Genomic DNA, 20,336 nt, shown 5'->3' on the forward strand with positions numbered 1-20,336 from the left:
GTCGTCCAGGAGCAGCGGACGCCGATCGCCGTCCTCAGGAATGCCCGGCCTCCGCGTGCGAGCCGTGGTCGCCGAGCTGGGCCTCGAACCAGTCGTGGAGAGCGCCGACCAGGGTGGAGTCCCGTGTGGTGTACGTCAGGGTGGCGCCGTCGGCCCGTTCCTCGTAGCGCACCTCGATACGGTCGTGGCCGCTTCGGAGTTCGGCGAGGCCGGGCATGTCGTCGCCATGGATACGGGCAGGGTCGGCGAAGTCCCCGCGGGTGAACGCCGCGGCCTCCTTGCGCAGGTGAGTGCGTATCAGGTCGATCTGTCCGGCGTCGTCGGGCCGGTCGGCGACGACGTCCTGGATGCCTCCGCTCCCCGTGGGCGTGAAGTGGTGGGTGGTCTGTTCCAGGTCGAAGGGCATGACGGTGCTGCCGCGCTCGGCCACCAGATCCTGCCGCTCGGTCCGGTCTTCGTCCGCGTCCCCCTGCGAGCCGCCGACCATCACGGCGACGGCCGCCGCCGCGCCCGCGATCGTCACGCCCACGCTCGCCACCAGGGCCCGGCGCCTACCGTTGATCATCGAGTGCCTCCACCATCACATCGAGGGCGTGCAGGACGCCCGCTCTTTCGTGGGCCGGGATCGAACCGAGCAGCCGGGAGAAACGCTCCCGCCGCGCTTCGGCCAGGTTCTGTGCCGCTCGCTGTCCCGCGTCGGTGAGGCGCAGCACGACACCGCGTCCGTCGTCGGGGGCCGGGGCGCGTTCCACCCAGCCGCGAGTGGACAGCTGGCCGACCAGCCGGCTCACGGTGCTCTTCTGGAGCCGTAGCCGACGGGTGAGTTCGACCTGCCGCAGCTCGCCCTCCTGCGCCAACTCGCTCAAGGCGTGCGCCTCGGAGACCGGGATCGGCTGACCACAGGGGGTGGTTTCCGGCTGGTGCAGCCCGAAGGCGCGAACGAAGCTCCCCAGCGCTTCCTGGAGGACAACGGGGTCATCAGCCCTTTGATCCCTGGACATGGTTCGACCGTACAACCAGAAGGTTCGATGGCACAACCAGTTTCGGGGGGGGCAGGTCAGGGTCGCCGATCCGCGGCCCGGACCGGCACCGATACTGGGCGGACGGCTCGGACGGGGGAATGACGGTGGACTGGTCAACAGGAGTTCTCGGGTTCGCCGCCGGTGTGCTGATCGCGCTCGTCACCGCACCGGTGGGAGTCTCCGGCGCCGTATTCCTGCTGCCCGTCCAGCTCAGCGTCCTCGGCGTGCCCAGCCCGGCCGTCACCCCGACGAACCTGCTCTACAACGTCGTCGCCGGACCCGGCGCCCTGCTGCGCTACGGCCGTGACGGTCTCCTCAACGGCCCGCTGACCCGCCGCCTGATCGCCGGCACCCTGCCCGGAGTCGTCCTCGGTGCGATCGTCCGCGTCTTCGCCCTTCCGGGGCAGACGGTCTTCCGGCTCCTGGTCGCCGCCCTGCTGCTCCCCCTCGGCCTGTGGCTCGTCGCGCGCACCCTGCGCCCCACCGCCACGGCCGCACCGGGCGAGCCGTCACCGCGTACGGTCACGACACTTGCGGTGGCCGTCGGCACGGTCGGCGGAATCTACGGCATCGGCGGCGGCTCCCTCCTCGGGCCCGTCCTGGTCGGCCGCGGTGTCCCCGTCGCCCAGGTCGCCCCGGCAGCCCTCGCCTCCACGTTCCTGACCTCGGTGGTCGGCGCCGGAACCTACGCGCTGCTGTCCCTCACCGGAGGCGACGACATCGCCCCCGTCTGGCTTCTCGGCCTGACCTGCGGACTGGGCGGGCTGACCGGCGGCTACCTGGGTGCCCACCTCCAATCCCGGCTGCCCGAACGCCTCCTGCGCCTGCTGCTGGGCGCCCTGGCTGCCGCGGTCGGCGCGCTGTACGCGGCGCAGACCGTCAGCTGATCCCGCTCTGGGGCAAGGGACGGGTGAGCGCGGCGTGAACTGCTGCCGCCCTAGGCCTGCTTCGCCTCGTCCCAGGCGTGGCGGCTGCGGTAGTGGTTGCTGTGTCCGGCGGCGAGTACGGTGCGCAGCTCCGGCAGGTGCAGGGTGTCGGGCGGGAGATCCAGCTGGGTGAGGAGGGCCAGCGCGGCGGGCGGTTCGAGGTCGCCGTAGACGTCGTGGTAGCTGCTCAGCAAGCCCTTGAAGAGGGCCGGGTGCAGTCCGGGGACGCGGGCCGCGACGGCGTAGGCGGGCTCCTTCGTCGGCCAGGGCACCGGGCCGGAGCATTCCAGGACCCGGGCGGCTCGGCGGAGGAGGGTTTCCGAAGTGCCGGTCAGCAGGTGGGAGATGTCGCGGCCGAGTACTTCGGCGAAGGCGGTCTCGGCGGTGTCCCGGTCCTCGAACCAGTCGACCCAGAGCGAGTACGTCACCGACTCGGCAACCCGCGGTGCTTCCAGGCGCCGTCGGTAGCCGTCCCACAGTGCCGTCGGCGGGAGCGGTCCGTCGGGGCTCCGGTCGGCGAGGTTGATTTCGGCGGCCACCCAGTATTCGTCGAGCAGGTCCAGCAGTCCGAACGCCAGCCGCACCTGGCCGTCGGCGTCCAGTCGTTCGTCGGTGAGCGCCGGCCCCGCCCACGCGTGGGCGACATCGTTGGCGGTGAGGCGTCGCTCCGGGGCATCGCGGTCGACCCATGCGTCCTCGCCGACCTGCGTGACGCCTTCCTCCCCCAGCCAACGCCGGGCGTCGTCCCTGGCATGCGTGTCCATCCGGACAGTATGAACAGCAGCGTCCCGGGCTCGTCCGATCGGTCGGATCTTCCGATGGTCTCGCTGGGCGTGGCGGAGCCGAGGTTATGAATGCGTCACCGGACCATCCATCAGCATCAACCTCAGGAGCCACTGGATGCGCCCCATCAGAGCAACCTGTCTCGGCACGGCCACTGTGCTGGTCAGCCTTCTCGCCTGCGCGCCTGTCGCGAGTGCCGCCGCGGCCGACGCCGATTCGGCCCACGCCAAGGGCAAGGCCAAGGTCATCACACTCATCGGCCGGCTCGCGCAGCAGACGCGCTTCCCCATCAACCCCGGCGGCAGCCCCGCCCAGGGCGATCGGACCGTCTTCCGCTCGGTCCTCTTCGACGAGGACGGCAAGGAGGTCGGCGAAACGGGCGGCACCTGCGACACCACCCGGGTCGACAACGGCGGAGCGGAGGTGTGCGTCGTGACCTACACCCTCCCGGGCGGCCAACTCTCCGTGCAGGGGATGGTCTTCGGCATTCTCAACCCGGGCCCGCCCCCTTCGTTCGACAACGGAATCACCGGCGGCACCGGGAAATACGACCGGGCTCGCGGCTCGGTCCACGCCGACACGATCGCTCCGGGCACGAGGCGCTTCACGATCGACCTCGACTGACTGACCCTGCCCCTGCCCCTGCCCCTGCCTGGTGAAGTCTGGCGGGGGCTCCTTCACGTCGGTGAGCGCGACCGCTCCACCCGGTCGTCGGCGCGTACGGCCTCAACGGCCATGCGGGGCGAGCGTCTCCCCGAAGCGGGCGTCGGCGGTGGGGGCGTGGAGCGTGCCGCCGTTGAAGGACCATGAGCGGTTGGTGGAGAGGCCGCCGCTGGTGGCGGGGAAGACCCACAGCCGGCCGTCGTGGCTGTCCTCGCCGGGGGCGGAGGCGATCAGGCTGGTCCGGAGGTCGCGGTCGGCGTCGATGAGCCGCAGCGCGCCGCCGAACTGGTCGGCCTGCTCGGGGGTGCCGGGGACGGCACGGGGACTCTGGCTGAGTGTGCGGATGCCGTCGTTGGTCAGGCCGGTGGCGGAGCCGCGCATCACCCAGACGGTGCCCGCGTCGAGGACGGTGCCCATGTCATTGCCGGGGGCGCCGATCGCGACGTCGCCGTAGCCGTCACCGTTGATGTCGCCGACGCTGACGGCGGCGCCGAAGCGGTCGCCGACCCGGTTGACGCCGGGGACGCCGGGTGAGTTCTGGGTCCAGAACTGGCGGTGGGATCCGCCGGTCGCGCTGCCCGGGCCGCCGGGTCCGCCGAAGTGGACGTAGACGACACCGGCGCCGGAGGGGTTGCCTGCGGAGTCGCGCTCGGTGGGGGAACCCACGACGAGGTCGGTGTATCCGTCCTTGTTGACGTCGCCCGAGGCGCCGACCGGGCCGCCGCCGGAAATCTCATAGTGGTCCGACCACCCGCCGCGCCCGCCGGACACGTGGACGGCCCTGCCGTACAGGCCCCCCTCGCCGTAGCGTCCGGTCCCGAGGATGACCAGGTCGTCCGCGCGGTCGTTGTTGTAGTCGCCCATGGTGAGCGCGGCGGGACGGAAGTCCGCGGGCACGTACAGGGACAGTGGGCCGTGCTCCGAGCTCATGATCCGGCCGTAGGACGTGACTTCGAAGCTGAAGGCCCACAAGGTGCTCTTGGAGATGATGGCGACCGACGAGTCGTCGACCTTGAACCAGCCGGCCGCAAGTCCCGTCCCGAAGCGGTTGTCCGCCACCGGATTGCTCTCCCTCAGCCATCGGCTTTCGGTGGCGTGCAGCCCGGTCGCGGAGCCGAACAGCACGGTGGCCGAGCCCGCGTCGACGACCGAGCCGATGTCCTTGCCGGGTGCGCCGACGACGAGGTCGTCGTAGCCGTCGCGGTCCACGTCGGCCGTGGCGGTGGACTGGCCGAACCGGTCGCCGGCCCGGGCGAGACCTTCGACGCCGGGGGTGCTCATGCTGAAGGTCGCCCGCCGGGCGGTGGAGATGCCGGTCGCCGAGCCGTACTGAACGGCGACGTATCCGGCGCCCTTCTCGCCGCTGACGGTGCCGCCGGGGGCGGAGACGACGAGATCGCGGTAGCCGTCGCTGTTGAAGTCGTCGTGGGTGATGGGAGCGGGGGCGGCGGTGGCCGGAGAGGTCGTCGCGGTGATCGTGGCGCCGATCGTCAGCAGTACGGTCGCGGCCGCCGTCCGGCTCGTCCGGCGTCTGCTGGTGGGTCGCTTGCTGCGCACGGTGTGGCTCCCGGGATCGCGGCGTGGCCGGGCGCGGAGTGGCGGGGACCGACGAGGGGCCCGTCTCCTGCGCCGTCGCCTGTTGGACCCGGAAGCGGGCCCAAGGGTTGCGCCGGGCAAGGGAGTTGCACACGCGGTGCGTCACTTCAGGCGTTCGACCCGGGCCGCAGCCTTCTCCGCCCGTCGGCGGGCCTCGCGAACCTGACGTTCGGCCGTCCGCAGGCGCTCCTGCGCCTGGCGGTGGTCCTCCTGAGCGCGGTGCAGTTCGTCGGTGAGGTCGTCGAGGCGTTGTTTCGTCCCGTCGGCGTCCCGGCCGGCGGCGGTGGCCTGCTTCTCCAGGGCGCGCAGCTCACGTACGGCGCTGTCGGCCTCCTGCCGGGCCTTCGCCAAGTCCTGCTTCGGCTTGCCGGGAGGGGGCGCGGGGGCGGCCGCTCGTCGCGGTACCGCGTCCGGGGCCGCGGCGGGGAAGCCCACGGCGGCGCTGAGCGGCTTGGCCAGCCGTCCCGTCGCCCACTCCCGGGCCGCCACGGCGTCGGCCAGAACCGCGTGCAGTGTCGTCTCGACCTCGCGCTGCACGCTCTCGCCGACCGGGTGACCGGCCTGTGCCGCAAGCTCCCGGGCCTCTCGGGACAGGGCGCCGATCAGGCTGCGCTGCTGCCGGACGAGCTCGCGCAGCTGCGTACCGTCCAGGTCTCGGTGCGCCTGCCGCAGGCCCTCGCCGAGGCGGAGCACGGCCTGAACCTCGTCGGGGCGCTCACGGACCAGGAGGTTGCTCACCCAGGCCGACAGGCTGGGGCGGCGCAGCTTGCCGATCTTCCCCGCGAGGACCCGGTCGCCCGCCGTGCGCGCGCGGGCCACACGGACGTCCCGGGCAGCGGTGAAGTCCTCCGGCCGCAGTCCGTACAGCTCCTCGGCAACACTGTCGAGATCCACGAGCGCCCCCCTTCCGTGCAGGGCCTCGTACCGATCGTCGCAGACCAGGGCCGTACCGCGCCCGCCGACGGCTCACGCCGGCCGGTCGCGGTGCGTCATTTCGCCGTGAGGTCGACGCGGTGGCCGATCGCGATACGGCCGACTTCTCGACGACGGTTCGCCGCCCACGACCGTGAACGGCACCGGCAGACGACACCGGGCGGCTTACCGGCAAGCACCACGAGATCGGCGCGGCGGCCGGGCACAACCCGACCGACCCCATGCCCCTCGCCCGCCGACGCCTCGTACCCGCGGATCGCGGTGCGTCATCTCACCGTCGGCGACCATGAGCCGCACCGGGAGGTCCGGAAGGTCGGTGACCGCGATGAAGAGCGGATTGTCGGCGCGGCGGCCGAGCCCGATCCAGCCGACCCCATGCCCCTCGCCCGCCGACGCCTCACACCCCCGGATCGCGATACGTAACCCCGCCGCCCACAACCGTGAGCAGCACCGGCAGATCCGGCAGCTCGGTGGCCGCGATGTTGAGCGGGTCCTCGGCCAGGACCGTGAGGTCGGCGCGGTGGCCGAGTGTGAGGCGGCCGGCGTCGTGGTCCTCGCCGGCGGCCCTGGGCGCTTTCGCCGCGACCGCGGTCGACATGACGGACCCTCAGTCCGGGCTCCAGAGCATCCTGCCCGGCTGGTTCGACCCGGTCTTCCTGCTCGCCCTGGTCCTGGGCACCATCGCCATCAACGCGCTCACCGCCTACAGCGCCGGGCTCGCCCTCCAGGCCGTCGGCATCCGCATCCGCCGCTCCCTCAGCGTGATCACCGACGGCACCGCCGCGGTCGCCCTCACCCTGTACGAGCTGCTCGTCTCCGACTTCCTCGACACCGTCAGCAACGTGGTCATCGCCTCCGCGGGCTACGCGCTCCTCGCGCGCCGGGCGGGACGGTTCGCGCAGTAGGCGAAGTGGTCCGGCAGAACTACGACTTTGGTGCCGCCGCGCCCGGGTCCGCGGTCCGATCCGCCACGCCCTTGATCACCCCTAGCGTCGTACCCATGCGTATAGGACTACTTGGCACCGGCAACGTCGCCCGCGCGCTGGCCCACGGCTGGCGGACGGCAGGACACGAGGTACTCCTCGGTTCCCGCAGTCCCGAGGAACGGACGGACCTCGATCTCCCCGTGGCGAGTCTGAGCGAGACGGCCGCTCATGCGGAGGTACTGGTCAACGCCACCCCGGGGAACGTCTCCGTGGAACTGCTGCGCTCCATCGGGGCGCCTGCGCTGGCCGGCACCTTACTGATCGACGTCGGCGTCGGCCTCACCGACGACTACGCCGAGCTCTCCCACCCCAACAGCAGCCTGAGTGAACAGATCCAGGAAGCGTTCCCGCTCACCCCTGTCGTCAAGACGCTGTGCACCATGGACTCGACCGCGATGGTCGCGCCGAACGCCCTGGCCGGCCCGAGCACCGTCTTCCTCTCCGGCGACGACGCCGAGGCCAAGCGGACCACCGGCCGACTCCTCACCGACCTGGGCTGGCCGCCGGAGTCGCAGCTGGACATCGGCGGCATCACGACGGCGCGGGGGCAGGAGCACTTTGCGCTGCTGTTCATGGGGATCGCGGGTGGGCTGGGGGCTCACACGTTCAATATCAAGGTGGTGACGCTGCCTTCCGCCGAGACGGAGTGACACGTCCGCGCCGTGGCTGCCCTCGCATCGGGGAGGCAGCCACGGCGCGACGCCGCTTCATCCACCGCTCTCCGTGCGGGCGGGAACGTCGCGGTTGCTGACGACGGCGGGGCCGCAGCCCGGCGGCAGCCGCTCGACGACCATCGCCAAGGCCTCCTCGACGCTCTCGGCCCAGCCCACGAACTCGGACCTGGACGGTCCTTCCACCCGGAAGCGCCCGCCGGACTGCGGCCGGATGTACGGCACGTCCCACGTCCAGGGACTCTCGACGCAGCGGCTGAAGTGCAGTTCCCAGTGCCCCACCCAGGGGAAGAGCTGCCGGAGCCGGGGCTCGGCATAGGCGGCTCGCACCAGTTCGTGGTCCACGTACCGCCCGTTGAACAGCTTTTCCCACGCGGCCTCGGTCCTGGCTTCGGCGCCGTCGGCCCCGGCCCGCAGGTCCCGGAAGTACCGCTCCATCCACGTGCCGCTCTCGTCGTGCACCCCCTCCGCGGGAGTGAACCCGGCCCGGTGCGCCACCGCGGCGGATGCGGAGTTCTCCGGCTCCACCTTGATCACGGCCTGCTCCGCGCCCTCACCGGCCGCGTACCGGCAGGCCAGAAGGACCGCGCGGGTGGCAAGGCCCTGCCCCCTCCAGGACGGATAGAGGCCGTAGGCGACATTCACCTGACCGGGAGCCAGCCCCTTCGCCACGAACCGCAGGTCGATCGTCCCCGCGAGCTCCTGCTCGGCGCCCACCCGGATCCCGAACGCGCGCAGCGGGCCACCGGTCTCCCACTGTTCCTGACAGTGCCGCATGTACGCCTCGACGCCCGCGCGCGTACCGGGGCCGCCGCTCAGCCAGCGGACCAGCTGCTCGTCCTCGCCCGCGAGGTGTGCGTCCGTGTCGTCCGGGCGCAGCGGGGTCAGGGTGATGGTCCCGTCGGACAGGTTCACTCGATGCATCGGGCGATTGTCGGCCCGGTGGCTCCCTCGGCGCCAACCGGATTCCGCGTTCGTCGCGGCAGCGAGCTCCCCTGCGACGGGGCCACGGGCGCGCGGAAGGGTGTGCGCGCTTGCCGCATGCCCCGTTCCGTACCTCGTGCTCCCACTCCGCCTGAACGGGTGAGGCCTGAGCCGCCGGCCCTCGACGTGGCTCCTCGCGGCCTAGCGTGGCGGGTCCAGAACCCGCAGTCGCCTGTCCAGGAGCACCTCGTTGCCCGTGAACCCAGCGCCGGAACCGGACACCGCGCCCGACACCTCCGACACCGGCGACTCCCCCGCGGCGGTGCCTGAACCACGTACGCCCGAAGGGGAGACACCCCGGGCCCGGGTCTCCCTGTGGGGGCGGAGAAGCGTGGCCGGTCTCGCCGTGGCGGCCTCGCTCGCCTCCATCTACCCCGTACTCTCTCCGGCGGTCGAGGGGCTGGTGAGCGCCGTCGTCTCCGACGAGGCGCCCGCGCGGCCGCGCACCACCGTCGAGGGGGTGCCGGAGGGTGGGCACGCGGTGATGTGCCAGCACGTGTACGGCGAGTTCGACGCACCGCCCCCGGACGACCACGCGTACTGGATCTTCGTCAGGGACAAGCGGCACGAGGTCTACTTCACTCAGGAGCGGCTCCGCTTCGACCCCATGGACCGGCGCAGGTGGGAGGCCGTCATGTGGGTGGGCGACCGGTCGCCGGCCTTCGTCGGCCGGCAGTTCGTCATCTACGTCGTGATGGTGCCGATCGCCGAGAGCCGCCCGCGGGAGTGGACCGGCAAAGGCGTGAAGTTCCCGCAGCTGCACACTGGTTGGACCCCGATCGCGGATCTTCCGGTGACCCGCGGACCGGACAACACCGAATGCTGAACACCCCAGTGGCCGGCGGTCGGCTACTTCCTGCCGTGCTCGTCAGTCGGGCGGGCGTGCGTGCGTCGGCCGTTGAGGAAGGCCGTGAGCCCGGTGTCGAAGTCCATGGCTGAGGGGACGAAGAGGACCGTCTCGTCAGGGGCGACGTAGACCTTGGCGCCGCCACGGCCGGATTGCACGACGCATACGCCTGCGCCGTCTTCCAGCTCGACGACGGTCGTCATCGGACCGGGCGTGTGCACGACGAGAAAGGCTGTGCCGACGTCGGCCAGGCGCTCCGTGTCGATCTGTGGCGCGTGTGGCCCGCCTGCCGCTGCGGTGGACGGCTCGTCCGGGGCAGGAAAAGACATGTCGATCCCTCTGGTTGTGAACGGGGCAGGCAGGATCTTGTGCTGCGCGGGTGAGATGCAGGCACGCTCGACGAGGACGGAGTTCTCCGAGGCCGCCCCTGTCAGGGCCCGTCCGGTCCCGCTGTCCAAGATGGCCTATCTCCTCGGCGGAGGCGGGGTGCCAGTCCCATCCGTCCGCTGCTGAAGGTTTCGTGGTGGGAGCGGGCGCGGAGCCCTGTCGTCCGGGCGGATGCCGGCATGGGGGCTCGTCTCCCACTCTTCTGGGAAACAGGCGGATGCCTTGCTGTGGTCGTGTACCCACGTGACACACGAGGGGCCGCCCATGGCCGGCGGGCCGCACACCACGTCCCGCCCACAGTGGACGCACTGAAGTGCCGGTTGGTCCCGCTCGCACGAAGGACACCGCACGGTTCTCTCTCGCCCGTCCACGGCCGCTCCTCAGCTTGCTGCGATGCCGCGGGCAGCGAAGATCTCCCGCTTGTCCGGTGCGGCCAGGGTGCCGCCGTCCACGGCTGTGACCTGTCTGAGGTTGGGGAGCAGCGCGAGGTCGTCCAGTGTGCCGACGTCGAAGAGGTCGTCCTCTCCGCCCCACGCCGGCGCGCAGTGATAGTAGATGGCCAGGCCGCCGTCGAAGCACAGGCTCTCGACTCCGGCCAGGAGTTCGTCGCTTATCTCCAGGCTTTCGAAGTAGCTGCGTGACTCGTCGAGGACGTCCTCGTCGAGCTCGTTCTCAAGAACGTAGACCGCCGGGATGTCGTCTATTCCCCGCGTCAGCATGTGTTCGTCGATGTCGAAGGCGGGGGCCAGCGACCGCCCTTGGTACATGAGCGCGTTGATGACGACCAGCTTGAAGTTGAAGTCGCGAAACTCAGCCATGCGAAGGGTGTATCACGCGCCTCTGACAGGAGGAGCTGGAGAGTCTCGGGCATCTCGCGTGCTCGACGCCTCGTACTACAACCGGCGCTTCGCGGCCCTGCTGACCGCCGCCCAGCAGGACCACCCGGCCGCTCCTCCAAGTGTCCATCACCACCTGCGCGTTGGTGTCGAACCAGAAGTCCTCGGCCGCCTCCATCTCGGTCAGCAGCCGCGGAATCTCCCAGCCCTCGTCGGCAAAGCGCTCGGCGACGATGCGCCGCGGTGTCTCGGCAGTCGTGGTCCAGCGGTCCGGCGGCGAAGTGCAGGGCGGCACGGGCCGGGCCCTCGGGGTCGTCGGCGAACATGACCGGCTGACCGCCCTGCTGGCCCAGGGCCAGCTGCCCCACTTCACTGCAGCAGCCGCCGAGGCCGACCTGTCGTCGCAGTCGCTGTACGAGTTCGGCCTCGGCGTTCTCCTCGACGGCCTGGCGGCACGCATTGCGGCGGCCGGGCCCGGCAGAACGCCTCCTCGGTGAAACTGCTGCATTCGCGTCACCCGCCGGTTTTGGCCGATCGGACCCATACCGGGCGTGCCGGGCGGAGGCACGGGGGATGGTCATGCGACGCATGCCCCTCGACCGTGAAGGAGCCCGACCGTGCCCCCGTTCCTGTTCGACGCCGACCTGCTCGCCCGTGCCGACGCTCCCGCCGCCGCACGCCACCGGTTCCACGCCGACGGCTATCTGCCCCTTCCCGGTCTGCTCACCTCCCATGGACTCGCCGTGCTCCGCCGGGAGGCGCGGAGGCTGGAAGGGATCGCGCGGCGGCGGGACTTCGCGATGGCTTGCATGGACAGCTCGCCCCGCCATATGACGACGCTGGGCGGCCGGGTCATCGCCGAGGAATCGACGCTGATTCCGCGGCTGTACGAGGACCGGGGGCTGCTGGGGCTCGTGGACCGGGTCGCCGCCGAGGCAGCCGTCACGGTGGCCGATCCGCTGGAGCGGCATGTGCTCAACATCCTGCATCGACAGGGCGACACCCATGGGGCGCACACCGACGACTACCCGTACGCCCTCGTCCTCTTCCTCGAAGCACCGCAGAGCCCCGACGACGGCGGCCTGGTCGAGTACGCGGCACGCGCCGCCTCGCTGCGGGACCTGGAGGGCGAACACGCGCGCACGGCGCACCACCGGGCGGGCGACGCGTACCTGCTGCGCAGTGACACCACCGCGCATCGCGTCACCCCGCTCACCCGTCCCGGGGTGCGCCGTACGGTGCTCAACTTCGCCTACACCACCTGTACGGCCCGCCCGACGCCGACGCCTTCGGCCGCCGAACTGTACGCGTGACGCTCCGGTCAGCAGGTGCGCTGCGGCGAGAAGCCGCCCTCTCTCCCCTGTAGGAGTGTCGGTCGACCACCCCCGATGCGGTGAAACTTCGGCACTTTCCTGCCGGGCAGGCGGACGCCTGCCGGCCGACGGGAACTCCACAAACGCCCAGGTCGCCCGGTGCGCCGGCCGCGTTTCGGCACCGCAACTCCCCCGTCGCGGCCGGTCATCGACCCCCGAGAGGCGGTCCTAAGGTGCGCGTCATGATCCTTCCCACCGAGCCCATCGGCAGCCTCCCCCGCCCCCGCGCCCTGCAAGAGGCGTTCGCCAAGCACACCGACGGAAAACTGAGCGACGCGGAGCTGGCGTCGCTCCAGGAGCAGGCCACCGCCGACACCATCGCCCGGCTGGAGGCGGCGGGCTGTCCCGTCCTGGTCGACGGGGACCAGGCCAAGCCCAGCACCGTCACCTACCCGCTCACCGGGCTGCCGACCCTGGACGGCAACGGCGCCGTCATTCCCTACGCCGACGGCCACACGCGGCAGTTGCCCCGCCTGACCTCGGGCCCCTTCCGCTACCGGGTCAGGGCGGACACGTACCTGCGCGCCGCCCGGAATCACACCGACCGGCCGATCAAGCAGGCGGTCGTCGCTCCGTCCGCCCTCAGCCTGCTCTACCCGAGCAGCCCCGTCGACGGCTACTCCCGCGCGGCGTTCCTGCGCGACCTCGCCGACGAGTCCGAGGCCGAGATCCGTGCCTGCCTGGATTCGGGCGCACACCGCGTCCAGCTGGACTTCACCGAGGGCCGCCTGTCTCTCAAGCTGGACCCGTCCGGCAGTCTGCTCGACGACTTCATCGCCCTCAACAACGAGGTACTCGGCCGGTTCAACGAGGACGAGCGGGCCCGGCTGGGCGTGCACACCTGCCCGGGCGCCGACAAAGACTCCACGCACAGCGCGGACGTCGACTACGCCGACCTGCTGCCCAAGCTGCTCCAGCTGAAGGCCGGCAACTTCTACCTCCAGCTGGCCAGTGAGGAGAACCCCGAGCGCGTGCTCCGGACCGTCGCCGACCAACTGCGCACGGGGGTGCGGGTGTACGTCGGGGTGACCGACCCCATCAACAGTGCCGTGGAGACACCGGAGGAGGTGCGTGACCGCGTGCTGCAGGCCGCCCGGTACATCCCGGTCGATCAGCTGGGCACCTGCGACGACGCCGGCTTCGCGCCCTACTGCGACGACACCTCCACCTCGCGGGATGTCGCCTTCGCGAAGATCGCGGCCCGGACGGAGGGCACGGCACTCGCTTCCCAGGCACTCGGTCTGTGAACGGGCGCGCTGAGGTCGGAACGCCTCCTCAGTGAAACCGCTGCACGAAGGCCAGCGCCGTGTCGGCGATCTCGCGCCAGCCGCTGTCGATGGTCAAGGAGTGGCCGCGTCCCGCCATTTCGGCGATCTCGGTGACGGCATGCTCGTTGCGTGCCTGCTTCTTGTACGAGGCGTTGGTGATCGCCCACGGCACGGTGTTGTCCTTCTCACCGGAGAGCAGGAGCAGCGGTCCGCGCTGCGCGCCGGTGCTGTCGACCTTCGTCTCGCTCCACGGGTTGAAGTTCGCGACGGCGGCCTGGAACAGCGGTTCGCCCGGGGCGGGGACGCAATAGCTGTCGTAGAGCTCGTGCGCCTCCTCCTCGCTGACCGCGTTGGCGAAGGCGTAGCGGAACTGGTCGAAGGTGAGCGGTACGGCGCGGTGGTAGTTGGCCGGGTTGCCGAGTACGGGTCGCGCGGCGCGCAGCGAGGAGACGGGCAGCGGCAGCACGCCCTGGAAGGGGGCCGGGTCGATGGCGACCGACACCGCCGACAGGCCGCGTCCGGCGAGGATCTGGGTGATCAGGCCGCCGAAGGAGTGGCCGACCACGGCCGGCTTGCGCTCCAGTTTGCCGATGAGCGCCGCGAAGTGGTCGGCGACCTCGCCGACTCCCTTGCCCGCGAGGACCTCGGGGTGGGCCTTCGCCTCCTCCACGGTCTCGGGGTCCTCCGGCCAGCCGGGCGTGACGGCTGCGTAGCCGGCCTCTTCGAACAGGGCCGCCCAGCGGTCCCAGCTGCTGGGCAGCAGCCACAGTCCGTGGACGAAGACGACGGGAGGGCGGCCCGAGGCGTTGGCCCGCTCGATGCGCTCGGCGTCAGTTGCAGCAGACATGGTGCATACCTCTCGATACGGCGGCGGCGCGACGCGGCTCACCTTCGCAGCCGGGCAGGCCGGACGGGCCGCCACCGGGCGAGGTGTGCAGTGTGGGAACAGCCCTGGACACCCAGCGACGGGTGCGGCCGCCCCCGCTTAGAGTGCGGTCATGATCTCTCAGACGTACCTCTCCGAACTGTTCTCGCTGGACGGCCGGGTCGCCGTGGTGACCGGAGGCAGTTCGGGCATCGGCCGGGCCATCGCCGGAGCCCTCGCCCGTGCGGGAGCCAGTGTGGTGGTCGTGGCGCGCCGGGAGGCCGAACTGGCCGAGACCGTCGGCGAACTCACCGACGACGGCTGCCGGGCGGCCTGGGTGAGCGCCGACCTCAGTACCCGCGAAGGCGTGCGCGCCGCGGCCGAGGAGGCGGCCAAGGCGTTCGGGGAACCCGACATCCTCGTCAACTCCGCCGGGATCAATCTGCGGCCGCCGATGGGCGACATCGACGACGAGGTGTGGGACACCACGATGACGGTGAACCTGGAGGCGCCCTATCTGCTGGGACAGCGCTTCGGGCCCGGCATGGCCGAGCGGGGCTTCGGGCGGATCATCCACATCACCTCGCAGCAGGCCCACCGCGCGTTCGTGCAGAGCGGCGCCTATGGCGTCTCCAAGGGAGCGCTGGAGTCGCTGGCCCGTTCCCAGGCCGAGGCATGGTCGCCGTACGGGGTCACCGCCAACACGCTCGTCCCGGGCTTCGTGATGACGCCCCTGAACGCCCGTCTGTCGTCCGACCCGGAGAAGGTGGCGGCGCTCGCGGCGCGCACGATGGTCGGGCGCAACGGTCTGGCGGAGGACTTCGCGGGGGCGGCCGTCTTTCTGGCCGGCCGGGCTTCCGCGTATGTCACCGGGCAGGCGATCTTCGTGGACGGTGGGTTCTCGGTTCACTGAGGTCAGCGCAGTCGCGGCGGCCACCAGCTCGACCGGCGTGCGTGTCGAGTCGGTGAACCGTCCGGGCTGTCGGCGTTGAAGAACTCGTCGTTCGGGAGTGCGGGTCGGCGGCCGGTGCGGCAGGCTCTGATGGCGGCGCGCATCTCGGCGACCGACTGGTAGCGGTCGTTCGGGTCCTTGGCCAGGGCCTTGAGGACGACGGCGTCCATTGCGGACGGGATCCCGGGGGCGAAGGCGGACGGGGGCTGCGCCTCCTCCCTTACGTGCTGGTAGGCGACGGCCACCGGGGAGTCGCCCACGAACGGCGGTCTCAACGCCAGCAGTTCGTACAGCAGACAGCCCGTGGAGTAGAGGTCGGAACGGGCGTCCACCTGCTCACCCTTCGCCTGTTCCGGCGACAAATACTCGGCCGTACCGATGACGGCTGCGGTCTGTGTCATCGTCATATCGCCATCGGCCGGCGACGGGGCGACGCCGAAGTCCGCCACCTTCACCTGACCGACGCGAGAGAGCATGACGTTCTCGGGCCTGATGTCGCGGTGCACGATGCCGCTGCGGTGCGCGTGCTCCAGACCCTGGAGGATGCCGTCAGTCACTTCCAGGGCGCGCTCCGGCAGCAGCTTGCGGCCGCTGCGCAGCAGCTCGCGAAGTGTGGAGCCGTTGACGTACTCCATCACTGCGTACGGGACCGAGACCCTGCCCATGGGGGCCTCGCCCGTGTCGTAGACCGCCACGATCGCGGGATGGTTGAGCGACACAGCCGCCTGGGCCGCCCGGCGGAACCGGGCCAGGGCGGACGCGTCGCCCACCCGGTCCGCGCGCAGCGTCTTCACCGCCACGCTGCGACCGAGGCGGATGTCCTGGGCGAGGTGGACCTCCGTCGTGCGGCCACGGCCGAGGACCTTTCCCAGCTCGTAACGGCCGCCGACGAGACGTGACGCCGGCGGGGCGGGCGACCGTGATGGGGGCGACGCGGCCGGCTCGACCCGGAGACAGGCCTCGATGGCCGCGCGCATCTCGGCGGCCGACTGGTAGCGGTGGCTCGGGTCCTTGGCCAGTGCCTTCAGGACGACGGCGTCCATGGCGGGCGTGATCCCCGAGGCGAAGGCCGACGGCGGCTGCGCCTCCTCCCGGACATGTTGATACGCCACCGCCACCGGGGAGTCGCCCACGAACGGCGGCCTCGACGCCAGCAGTTCGTACAGCAGACAGCCCGTGGAGTAGAGGTCGGAACGGGGGCTGGCCTGCTCGCCCTTCGCCAGTTCCGGCGACAGGTACAGCGTCGCCGACGTCTGCGTCGGCATGCCCGCTGCGCCCAGCGCGGGCATGATGCCGAAGTTCATCACCTTCACTTGGCCGGTGTGGGAGAGCATGACGTTCGCGGGCTTGATGTCGCGGTGGACGATGCCGTTGCCGTGGGCGTACTCCAGGGCCTGGAGGATGCCGATCGTCAGCCTCAGCCAGCGCTCCGGCAGCAGCTTGCGGCCGGAGTCCAGCTTGTTGCGGAGGGTGGAGCCTTCGACGTACTCCATCACGACGTACGGGTTCGAGACCCCGCCGATGGTGTCCGCGCCCGTGTCGTAGACCGCCACGATCGCCGGATGGTTGAGCGAGGCAACCTCCTGGGCCTCTCTGCGGAACCGGGCCTGGAAGGACGCGTCGCCCGCCAGGTCCGTGCGCAGCGTCTTCACCGCCACCCTGCGACCGAGGCGGATGTCGTGCGCGAGGTGGACCTCCGTCATGCCACCACGCCCGACGCCCTGTCCCAGCTCGTAACGGCCGCCGAGGCGAGGCGGCTGCGCGGGTTCGACTGCCGGACGTCGAACCCTGCCGGTCTCACTCGGGGTGGGGGGAATCGGGGTCGGCGGCGGCTCTTGTCTCTCTTCGGGTCTGGCTTCGGGCCTGACTTCGCTTCCGGCTTCGGGTCTTGTCCGGGCGGCGCGGGCGATGACGACCCGGTACTCCAACTCGGTCCACAACTGCGGGCGTTGTCTGACGCCGGCGGCGCGCAGTTGCTCGTAGACGTAGTCGTACAGGTCGAGCACGCTCACCTGGCCGTCGCGGTTGCCGTCCGCCTCGCCGGAGCGCAGGCCTGCGATCACCGTGCCCGTGAAGCGGGAGGGTTCGGGTTGCAGTTCGCTGAGGTGGTCGCCCTCCCAGGCGTACTCGGCGCGGTTGGTCGCCGTGATGACCGCGCGGCCGTGTCCGGCGAGTTCCTCGTTGACGTGCACATCGGTGTCGCCCTTCCGTCCGGGGAGAAAGGCGCCGCTGTAGCAGCAGTCGAGCAGCAGCACGATCGAGCGGGCGCGGCAGCGGCGCATCTGGGTGTGCAGGAACGCGGCCGAGACGGCGGTGGAGGCGAGCAGTTTGCGGTCGGTGTCGCGGGCCGCGAAGTAGAGTTCGCCGCTGTCGTTCTTGATGCCGTGGCACGACAGGTGCAGCAGCAGGAGGTCGTCCCGGCCGCGGTCGAGGAAGAAGGCCTCGATGGCGCGGTTGACCTCGTGGTGCTGCGCGTCGATGACGGTGCGGACGTCGAAGTTGCCGATGTGCCGGTCCTTGAGGACCTCGGCGAGTCCTTCCGCGTCCCGCCCGGGTGAGCGCAGTTGCTGCATGCCGGGGACGTCGTAGCGGCCTGTGGCGACCAGCAGGGCGAAGCGGCCTCCGGACACTGCTGCTGCCTCAGGCTCCCGCGTCGGCACCTGAACCCGGCGAAGGTGCGGAGTCCGGAAGTGGTGCCGGGGGCTGTGACGTCGGCTCGTGGGCGGCGAGGAAGGCGTCGATCAGCCGGCGCTGGTCCGCGGTGGCGACCGCCTGGAGTTCGAGCCGGTCGCCGCCGAGCTCGACGGTGACCGTACGGACGGGCCGGTTGGCGATCCAGGTCTCCAGCAGGCGCAGGACGCCTCTCAGCATGAACGGTGCCATGGTCACCGCGAGTGCGCCGAGGGCAATGGCCTCGCCGGGCTTGGCGCCTTGGGGCGGCGCGGCGTCCGAGCGAGTCAACTCGACGCGATCTACGTCCAGTTCGAGGAGTTGTCGGCGCAACTGGGAGGTGAGGGTGTCCAGTTCTTCCTCGTCGCTGTCCGGTGCGCCTTCCAGCACGATGCTCATCCGATTGCCCAACGTTGCCCCCGTTCACAGCTGGTGCTGGTGCTGAGTTCAGCCTATTGCGGACGGGCGGTGGACGGGGAGTCATCGCGCAAGGTCGTCGGGGGCTCCTCAGGCCCCGAGCACGCGGCCGAGCAGCATGCGGCGGTTGTGGGTCCCCGTCTTGGCGAACACCGATTTGAGGTGGTCCTGCACGGTGTGCTCCGACACGATCATCTCCCGCGCCACGGTACGGCTGTCGGCGCCTTTCGCCAGCAGCCGCACCAATTCGCCCTCCCGGGAGCTGAGTCCGAACGCCCTGGTGAACACGGCGAGCCTCTCCTGCGGCGACGCCTCCTCGATCGTGACGGCGATGTCGCGCCGGTCCGGCGGTTCCGCCTCGCCCATCCGGTCGGCGCGCAGGGTCAGCCACAGCCCGTCCGCGAGATGGACCCGGCTGTGCGGCGGATGAGTGTCGACGCCCGTCTCGACGGCGAGGAGCTGGGCTGCGACGTTGTACGCGGCCGCGGGGACCGGGGCCCGGCCGTGCTCGGGCGGCAGCAGACGGCTCAGAAAGGCGTGCGTTTGCGGGGTCTGCCCGTGGACGTGCAGGTCGGGCGAGAGCAGGAGCACCAGCGGGCCGGGCCGGGGTGTGTCGGTGGGCCGGACGACGAAGGTCTCCGCCTGGCTGCGGCGCAGAGCGGTGGTCACCGGCCTGGTGAGGTCGGCCAGATAGGCGGCCTCCGCGGCGGTGAAGTTCCGCCCGAGGCGCCACAGATCGAGAAAGCCCCAGCAGCCGTAGCGGTCCCGGAACACGGTCGAGGCGACGTCCCGTACCCCGAGGTCCCGCAGCATCTCGCACCACAGCACGCTCCGCTCGGGCCCGCCGGGGCCGCTGAGCAGGGCCACGTCCGTCAGCTGCGTCCACCGGTTGGCCGCGGTGAGGTATTTGAGGCGGATCACCCGGGGCAGTTCGGGCAGGCAGGGCACGTCCGCGATCGGCGCGCTGCCCACCGCCGTCTCGGGATCGGTGAGGACGAAGGCGTACGCGTCGAACCCCACCGTCGCGCGCAGCTCCGCCAGCAGCCGCAGCCGCAGTTCCCGGGAGTCGGTGCGGGGCCCGCCGCACAGCCGGACCACGCGCTCGTGCGACCGCGCGTACGCGGCAAGGCCGGTCATTGATCCAGCGTACGCACGAAACTCCCCAGATTCCTGGGATGTCCCCGACGCCCGGCCCACGCCCACGATGAGGGCGGACGGCCACCTGCGGAGACGAGGAGAGATCATGATCACGCTGCACATCGAGCACCCGATCACCGACTACGACACCTGGAAGACCGCCTTCGACCGGTTCGCGCCGGCGCGGCGGAAGGCGGGAGTCCTGCGCCACCGGGTGCGGCGGCCGGTGGACGACGCCGCGTACGTCAACGTAGAGCTCGACTTCGCCACCGTGGGGCAGGCCGAGGCGTTCCTCGCCTTCCTCCGGAACACGGTGTGGTCCACGCCGGCCCATGCACCGGCCCTGGCGGGGGCGCCCCGGACGAGGATCCTGGAGACGGTGGAGGAGGCGGACGTCACCGAACAGGCAGAGCGGGTGTAGCCGTGGCACCCGTCAGCGTTCACCGAAGGCGTCCAGGAGGAAGCCCGGGTTCAGCAGAGGAGGGACGTCATGGTGTGCGGCGGTCCGACGAGGCCGCAAGCCCGAGATCGGACCTGAACAGGTCGATCACTTCGTGGCGGCGGCGGTCGACAGCGGCGACCAGCGCGTCCGTCCCGTCCGTACCGGCAGCGATCCTCGTGTGTACGTCGATGACGGCCTTCGCCAGGTCCCGGGCCGGTGCGGACACCTCCTGACCGGCGAGAACCTCGATTTCGGCCACCGCCGCATGGAGATTGGCGTCCTCCGAACGGGTTCGCTGACCGGACACCGCCTGGCCGAAACTCGCGCTGATCGCTCTCAGGAACTCGGCGTAGACCCGCCGTTTCGCGTCGCTCAGTGCGTCCTGCCGTTGCCATCCGCGACTGCGCGACGCCTGCATCTGCTGGAGGACACTGCCGATCACGACACCCATCAGGGTGCCGACGACACCCACCACAACAGAGCTCATACTTGCCACTCCCTATCACGGGCGGCCGTCCGGCGATCCGATCGGCGCGGGCGGCTTCGAGGCCCGCACCGACCGCATCAGCACACATCCG

The 20,336-nt window shown here is 71.0% G+C and carries 21 protein-coding genes and 3 pseudogenes; 10 read left to right on the forward strand and 14 right to left on the reverse strand.

From position 1 onward, the window contains the following. Window positions 1-34: 34 nt before the first annotated feature. Window positions 35-565: an aspartate carbamoyltransferase gene (locus AB0Q90_RS00875; RefSeq protein ID WP_363162894.1), complete on the reverse strand. Its 531-nt coding sequence runs from the start codon at window positions 563-565 to the stop codon at window positions 35-37. Beyond that, entirely contained in the window at window positions 552-1,001 is a 450-nt protein-coding gene (locus tag AB0Q90_RS00880; protein ID WP_363162895.1) for a MarR family transcriptional regulator, read from the reverse strand. The genes AB0Q90_RS00875 and AB0Q90_RS00880 overlap by 14 nt, the downstream gene beginning before the upstream one ends. Before the next feature lie 125 nt (window positions 1,002-1,126). Here AB0Q90_RS00880 and AB0Q90_RS00885 point away from each other — a divergent pair, with 125 nt between their 5' ends. Beyond that, window positions 1,127-1,909 carry a sulfite exporter TauE/SafE family protein gene (locus AB0Q90_RS00885; protein WP_363162896.1) on the forward strand — a complete coding sequence of 261 codons (783 nt, stop codon included), beginning with the start codon at window positions 1,127-1,129 and terminating at the stop codon, window positions 1,907-1,909. A 50-nt stretch (window positions 1,910-1,959) separates the two neighbouring features. On the opposite strand, the gene AB0Q90_RS00890 is transcribed toward AB0Q90_RS00885, so the two are convergent. Further along, window positions 1,960-2,712, reverse strand: a complete 753-nt coding sequence (locus AB0Q90_RS00890; protein WP_363162897.1) for a hypothetical protein — start codon at window positions 2,710-2,712, stop codon at window positions 1,960-1,962. Window positions 2,713-2,848: 136 nt separating this feature from the next. On the opposite strand from AB0Q90_RS00890, the gene AB0Q90_RS00895 reads away from it, so the two are divergent. After that, window positions 2,849-3,355: a hypothetical protein gene (locus AB0Q90_RS00895; RefSeq protein ID WP_363162898.1), complete on the forward strand. Its 507-nt coding sequence runs from the start codon at window positions 2,849-2,851 to the stop codon at window positions 3,353-3,355. A 102-nt stretch (window positions 3,356-3,457) separates the two neighbouring features. On the opposite strand, the gene AB0Q90_RS00900 is transcribed toward AB0Q90_RS00895, so the two are convergent. From AB0Q90_RS00900 to AB0Q90_RS00910, 3 genes and pseudogenes are all read right to left on the reverse strand, one after another. Then, window positions 3,458-4,951: an FG-GAP repeat protein gene (locus tag AB0Q90_RS00900; protein WP_363162899.1), complete on the reverse strand. Its 1,494-nt coding sequence runs from the start codon at window positions 4,949-4,951 to the stop codon at window positions 3,458-3,460. 141 nt (window positions 4,952-5,092) lie between these two features. Continuing rightward, complete coding sequence (locus tag AB0Q90_RS00905; protein WP_363162900.1) at window positions 5,093-5,884, reverse strand: hypothetical protein; 792 nt, start codon at window positions 5,882-5,884, stop codon at window positions 5,093-5,095. A 436-nt stretch (window positions 5,885-6,320) separates the two neighbouring features. Further along, window positions 6,321-6,488 (reverse strand): annotated as a pseudogene (locus AB0Q90_RS00910) (amidohydrolase family protein); the annotation flags it as partial. On the opposite strand from AB0Q90_RS00910, the pseudogene AB0Q90_RS00915 reads away from it, so the two are divergent. After that, a pseudogene (locus tag AB0Q90_RS00915) lies at window positions 6,487-6,771 on the forward strand (nitrate reductase); the annotation flags it as partial. The pseudogenes AB0Q90_RS00910 and AB0Q90_RS00915 sit on opposite strands and share 2 nt — an antisense overlap. A gap of 152 nt (window positions 6,772-6,923) precedes the next feature. Then, window positions 6,924-7,559, forward strand: a complete 636-nt coding sequence (locus AB0Q90_RS00920) for an NAD(P)-binding domain-containing protein (RefSeq protein WP_363162901.1) — start codon at window positions 6,924-6,926, stop codon at window positions 7,557-7,559. A gap of 57 nt (window positions 7,560-7,616) precedes the next feature. Here the strand turns inward: AB0Q90_RS00920 and AB0Q90_RS00925 are convergent, their stop codons facing one another. After that, on the reverse strand, window positions 7,617-8,504 hold the full coding sequence (locus tag AB0Q90_RS00925) for a GNAT family N-acetyltransferase (protein WP_363162902.1): 888 nt from the start codon (window positions 8,502-8,504) through the stop codon (window positions 7,617-7,619). A gap of 256 nt (window positions 8,505-8,760) precedes the next feature. Between AB0Q90_RS00925 and AB0Q90_RS00930 the strand changes: the two genes are divergently transcribed. Continuing rightward, entirely contained in the window at window positions 8,761-9,390 is a 630-nt protein-coding gene (locus AB0Q90_RS00930; RefSeq protein ID WP_363162903.1) for a hypothetical protein, read from the forward strand. 23 nt (window positions 9,391-9,413) lie between these two features. On the opposite strand, the gene AB0Q90_RS00935 is transcribed toward AB0Q90_RS00930, so the two are convergent. Further along, window positions 9,414-9,869, reverse strand: a complete 456-nt coding sequence (locus AB0Q90_RS00935; RefSeq protein ID WP_363162904.1) for a hypothetical protein — start codon at window positions 9,867-9,869, stop codon at window positions 9,414-9,416. 309 nt (window positions 9,870-10,178) lie between these two features. Further along, window positions 10,179-10,616: a hypothetical protein gene (locus AB0Q90_RS00940; protein ID WP_363162905.1), complete on the reverse strand. Its 438-nt coding sequence runs from the start codon at window positions 10,614-10,616 to the stop codon at window positions 10,179-10,181. A 140-nt stretch (window positions 10,617-10,756) separates the two neighbouring features. On the opposite strand from AB0Q90_RS00940, the gene AB0Q90_RS00945 reads away from it, so the two are divergent. The 3 genes from AB0Q90_RS00945 (at window position 10,757) to AB0Q90_RS00955 (ending at window position 13,254) form a co-directional block, all read left to right on the forward strand. Then, window positions 10,757-11,131 carry a hypothetical protein gene (locus AB0Q90_RS00945; RefSeq protein ID WP_363162906.1) on the forward strand — a complete coding sequence of 125 codons (375 nt, stop codon included), beginning with the start codon at window positions 10,757-10,759 and terminating at the stop codon, window positions 11,129-11,131. A gap of 120 nt (window positions 11,132-11,251) precedes the next feature. Then, window positions 11,252-11,947, forward strand: coding sequence for a hypothetical protein (locus AB0Q90_RS00950; protein WP_363162907.1), 696 nt, complete (start codon window positions 11,252-11,254; stop codon window positions 11,945-11,947). A gap of 242 nt (window positions 11,948-12,189) precedes the next feature. Further along, window positions 12,190-13,254, forward strand: a complete 1,065-nt coding sequence (locus AB0Q90_RS00955; RefSeq protein ID WP_363162908.1) for a cobalamin-independent methionine synthase II family protein — start codon at window positions 12,190-12,192, stop codon at window positions 13,252-13,254. A 28-nt stretch (window positions 13,255-13,282) separates the two neighbouring features. Here AB0Q90_RS00955 and AB0Q90_RS00960 read toward each other — a convergent pair whose 3' ends face one another. Beyond that, on the reverse strand, window positions 13,283-14,122 hold the full coding sequence (locus AB0Q90_RS00960; RefSeq protein WP_363162909.1) for an alpha/beta hydrolase: 840 nt from the start codon (window positions 14,120-14,122) through the stop codon (window positions 13,283-13,285). 151 nt (window positions 14,123-14,273) lie between these two features. Here AB0Q90_RS00960 and AB0Q90_RS00965 point away from each other — a divergent pair, with 151 nt between their 5' ends. Beyond that, entirely contained in the window at window positions 14,274-15,053 is a 780-nt protein-coding gene (locus tag AB0Q90_RS00965) for an SDR family oxidoreductase (RefSeq protein ID WP_363162910.1), read from the forward strand. Between the two features lie 128 nt (window positions 15,054-15,181). On the opposite strand, the pseudogene AB0Q90_RS00970 reads toward AB0Q90_RS00965, so the two are convergent. The 3 genes and pseudogenes from AB0Q90_RS00970 to AB0Q90_RS00980 form a co-directional block, all read right to left on the reverse strand. Further along, window positions 15,182-17,722: pseudogene (locus tag AB0Q90_RS00970) on the reverse strand (protein kinase); the annotation flags it as partial. 10 nt (window positions 17,723-17,732) lie between these two features. Beyond that, on the reverse strand, window positions 17,733-18,161 hold the full coding sequence (locus tag AB0Q90_RS00975) for a hypothetical protein (RefSeq protein ID WP_363162911.1): 429 nt from the start codon (window positions 18,159-18,161) through the stop codon (window positions 17,733-17,735). Between the two features lie 108 nt (window positions 18,162-18,269). Then, window positions 18,270-19,316, reverse strand: coding sequence for a helix-turn-helix transcriptional regulator (locus AB0Q90_RS00980; RefSeq protein WP_363162912.1), 1,047 nt, complete (start codon window positions 19,314-19,316; stop codon window positions 18,270-18,272). A 106-nt stretch (window positions 19,317-19,422) separates the two neighbouring features. Here AB0Q90_RS00980 and AB0Q90_RS00985 point away from each other — a divergent pair, with 106 nt between their 5' ends. Further along, window positions 19,423-19,737 carry a hypothetical protein gene (locus AB0Q90_RS00985; RefSeq protein WP_363162913.1) on the forward strand — a complete coding sequence of 105 codons (315 nt, stop codon included), beginning with the start codon at window positions 19,423-19,425 and terminating at the stop codon, window positions 19,735-19,737. A gap of 67 nt (window positions 19,738-19,804) precedes the next feature. On the opposite strand, the gene AB0Q90_RS00990 is transcribed toward AB0Q90_RS00985, so the two are convergent. Continuing rightward, window positions 19,805-20,245, reverse strand: a complete 441-nt coding sequence (locus AB0Q90_RS00990; protein WP_365732561.1) for a hypothetical protein — start codon at window positions 20,243-20,245, stop codon at window positions 19,805-19,807. Window positions 20,246-20,336: the final 91 nt, after the last annotated feature.

This window comes from Streptomyces sp. NPDC079141 (genome assembly GCF_040686775.1).
Classification (GTDB): domain Bacteria; phylum Actinomycetota; class Actinomycetes; order Streptomycetales; family Streptomycetaceae; genus Streptomyces.

Excerpts from the sequence above, each read along its gene's own strand:
- AB0Q90_RS00925 (WP_363162902.1), bottom strand. The coding sequence starts at position 8,504 with ATGCATCGAGTGAACCTGTCCGACGGGACCATCACCCTGACCCCGCTG.
- AB0Q90_RS00955 (WP_363162908.1), top strand. The coding sequence starts at position 12,190 with ATGATCCTTCCCACCGAGCCCATCGGCAGCCTCCCCCGCCCCCGCGCC.
- AB0Q90_RS00985 (WP_363162913.1), top strand. The coding sequence starts at position 19,423 with ATGATCACGCTGCACATCGAGCACCCGATCACCGACTACGACACCTGG.
- AB0Q90_RS00875 (WP_363162894.1), bottom strand. The coding sequence starts at position 565 with ATGATCAACGGTAGGCGCCGGGCCCTGGTGGCGAGCGTGGGCGTGACG.
- AB0Q90_RS00890 (WP_363162897.1), bottom strand. The coding sequence starts at position 2,712 with ATGGACACGCATGCCAGGGACGACGCCCGGCGTTGGCTGGGGGAGGAA.
- AB0Q90_RS00880 (WP_363162895.1), bottom strand. The coding sequence starts at position 1,001 with ATGTCCAGGGATCAAAGGGCTGATGACCCCGTTGTCCTCCAGGAAGCG.
- AB0Q90_RS00975 (WP_363162911.1), bottom strand. The coding sequence starts at position 18,161 with ATGAGCATCGTGCTGGAAGGCGCACCGGACAGCGACGAGGAAGAACTG.
- AB0Q90_RS00990 (WP_365732561.1), bottom strand. The coding sequence starts at position 20,245 with ATGAGCTCTGTTGTGGTGGGTGTCGTCGGCACCCTGATGGGTGTCGTG.
- AB0Q90_RS00965 (WP_363162910.1), top strand. The coding sequence starts at position 14,274 with ATGATCTCTCAGACGTACCTCTCCGAACTGTTCTCGCTGGACGGCCGG.
- AB0Q90_RS00960 (WP_363162909.1), bottom strand. The coding sequence starts at position 14,122 with ATGTCTGCTGCAACTGACGCCGAGCGCATCGAGCGGGCCAACGCCTCG.
- AB0Q90_RS00895 (WP_363162898.1), top strand. The coding sequence starts at position 2,849 with ATGCGCCCCATCAGAGCAACCTGTCTCGGCACGGCCACTGTGCTGGTC.
- AB0Q90_RS00920 (WP_363162901.1), top strand. The coding sequence starts at position 6,924 with ATGCGTATAGGACTACTTGGCACCGGCAACGTCGCCCGCGCGCTGGCC.
- AB0Q90_RS00980 (WP_363162912.1), bottom strand. The coding sequence starts at position 19,316 with ATGACCGGCCTTGCCGCGTACGCGCGGTCGCACGAGCGCGTGGTCCGG.
- AB0Q90_RS00940 (WP_363162905.1), bottom strand. The coding sequence starts at position 10,616 with ATGGCTGAGTTTCGCGACTTCAACTTCAAGCTGGTCGTCATCAACGCG.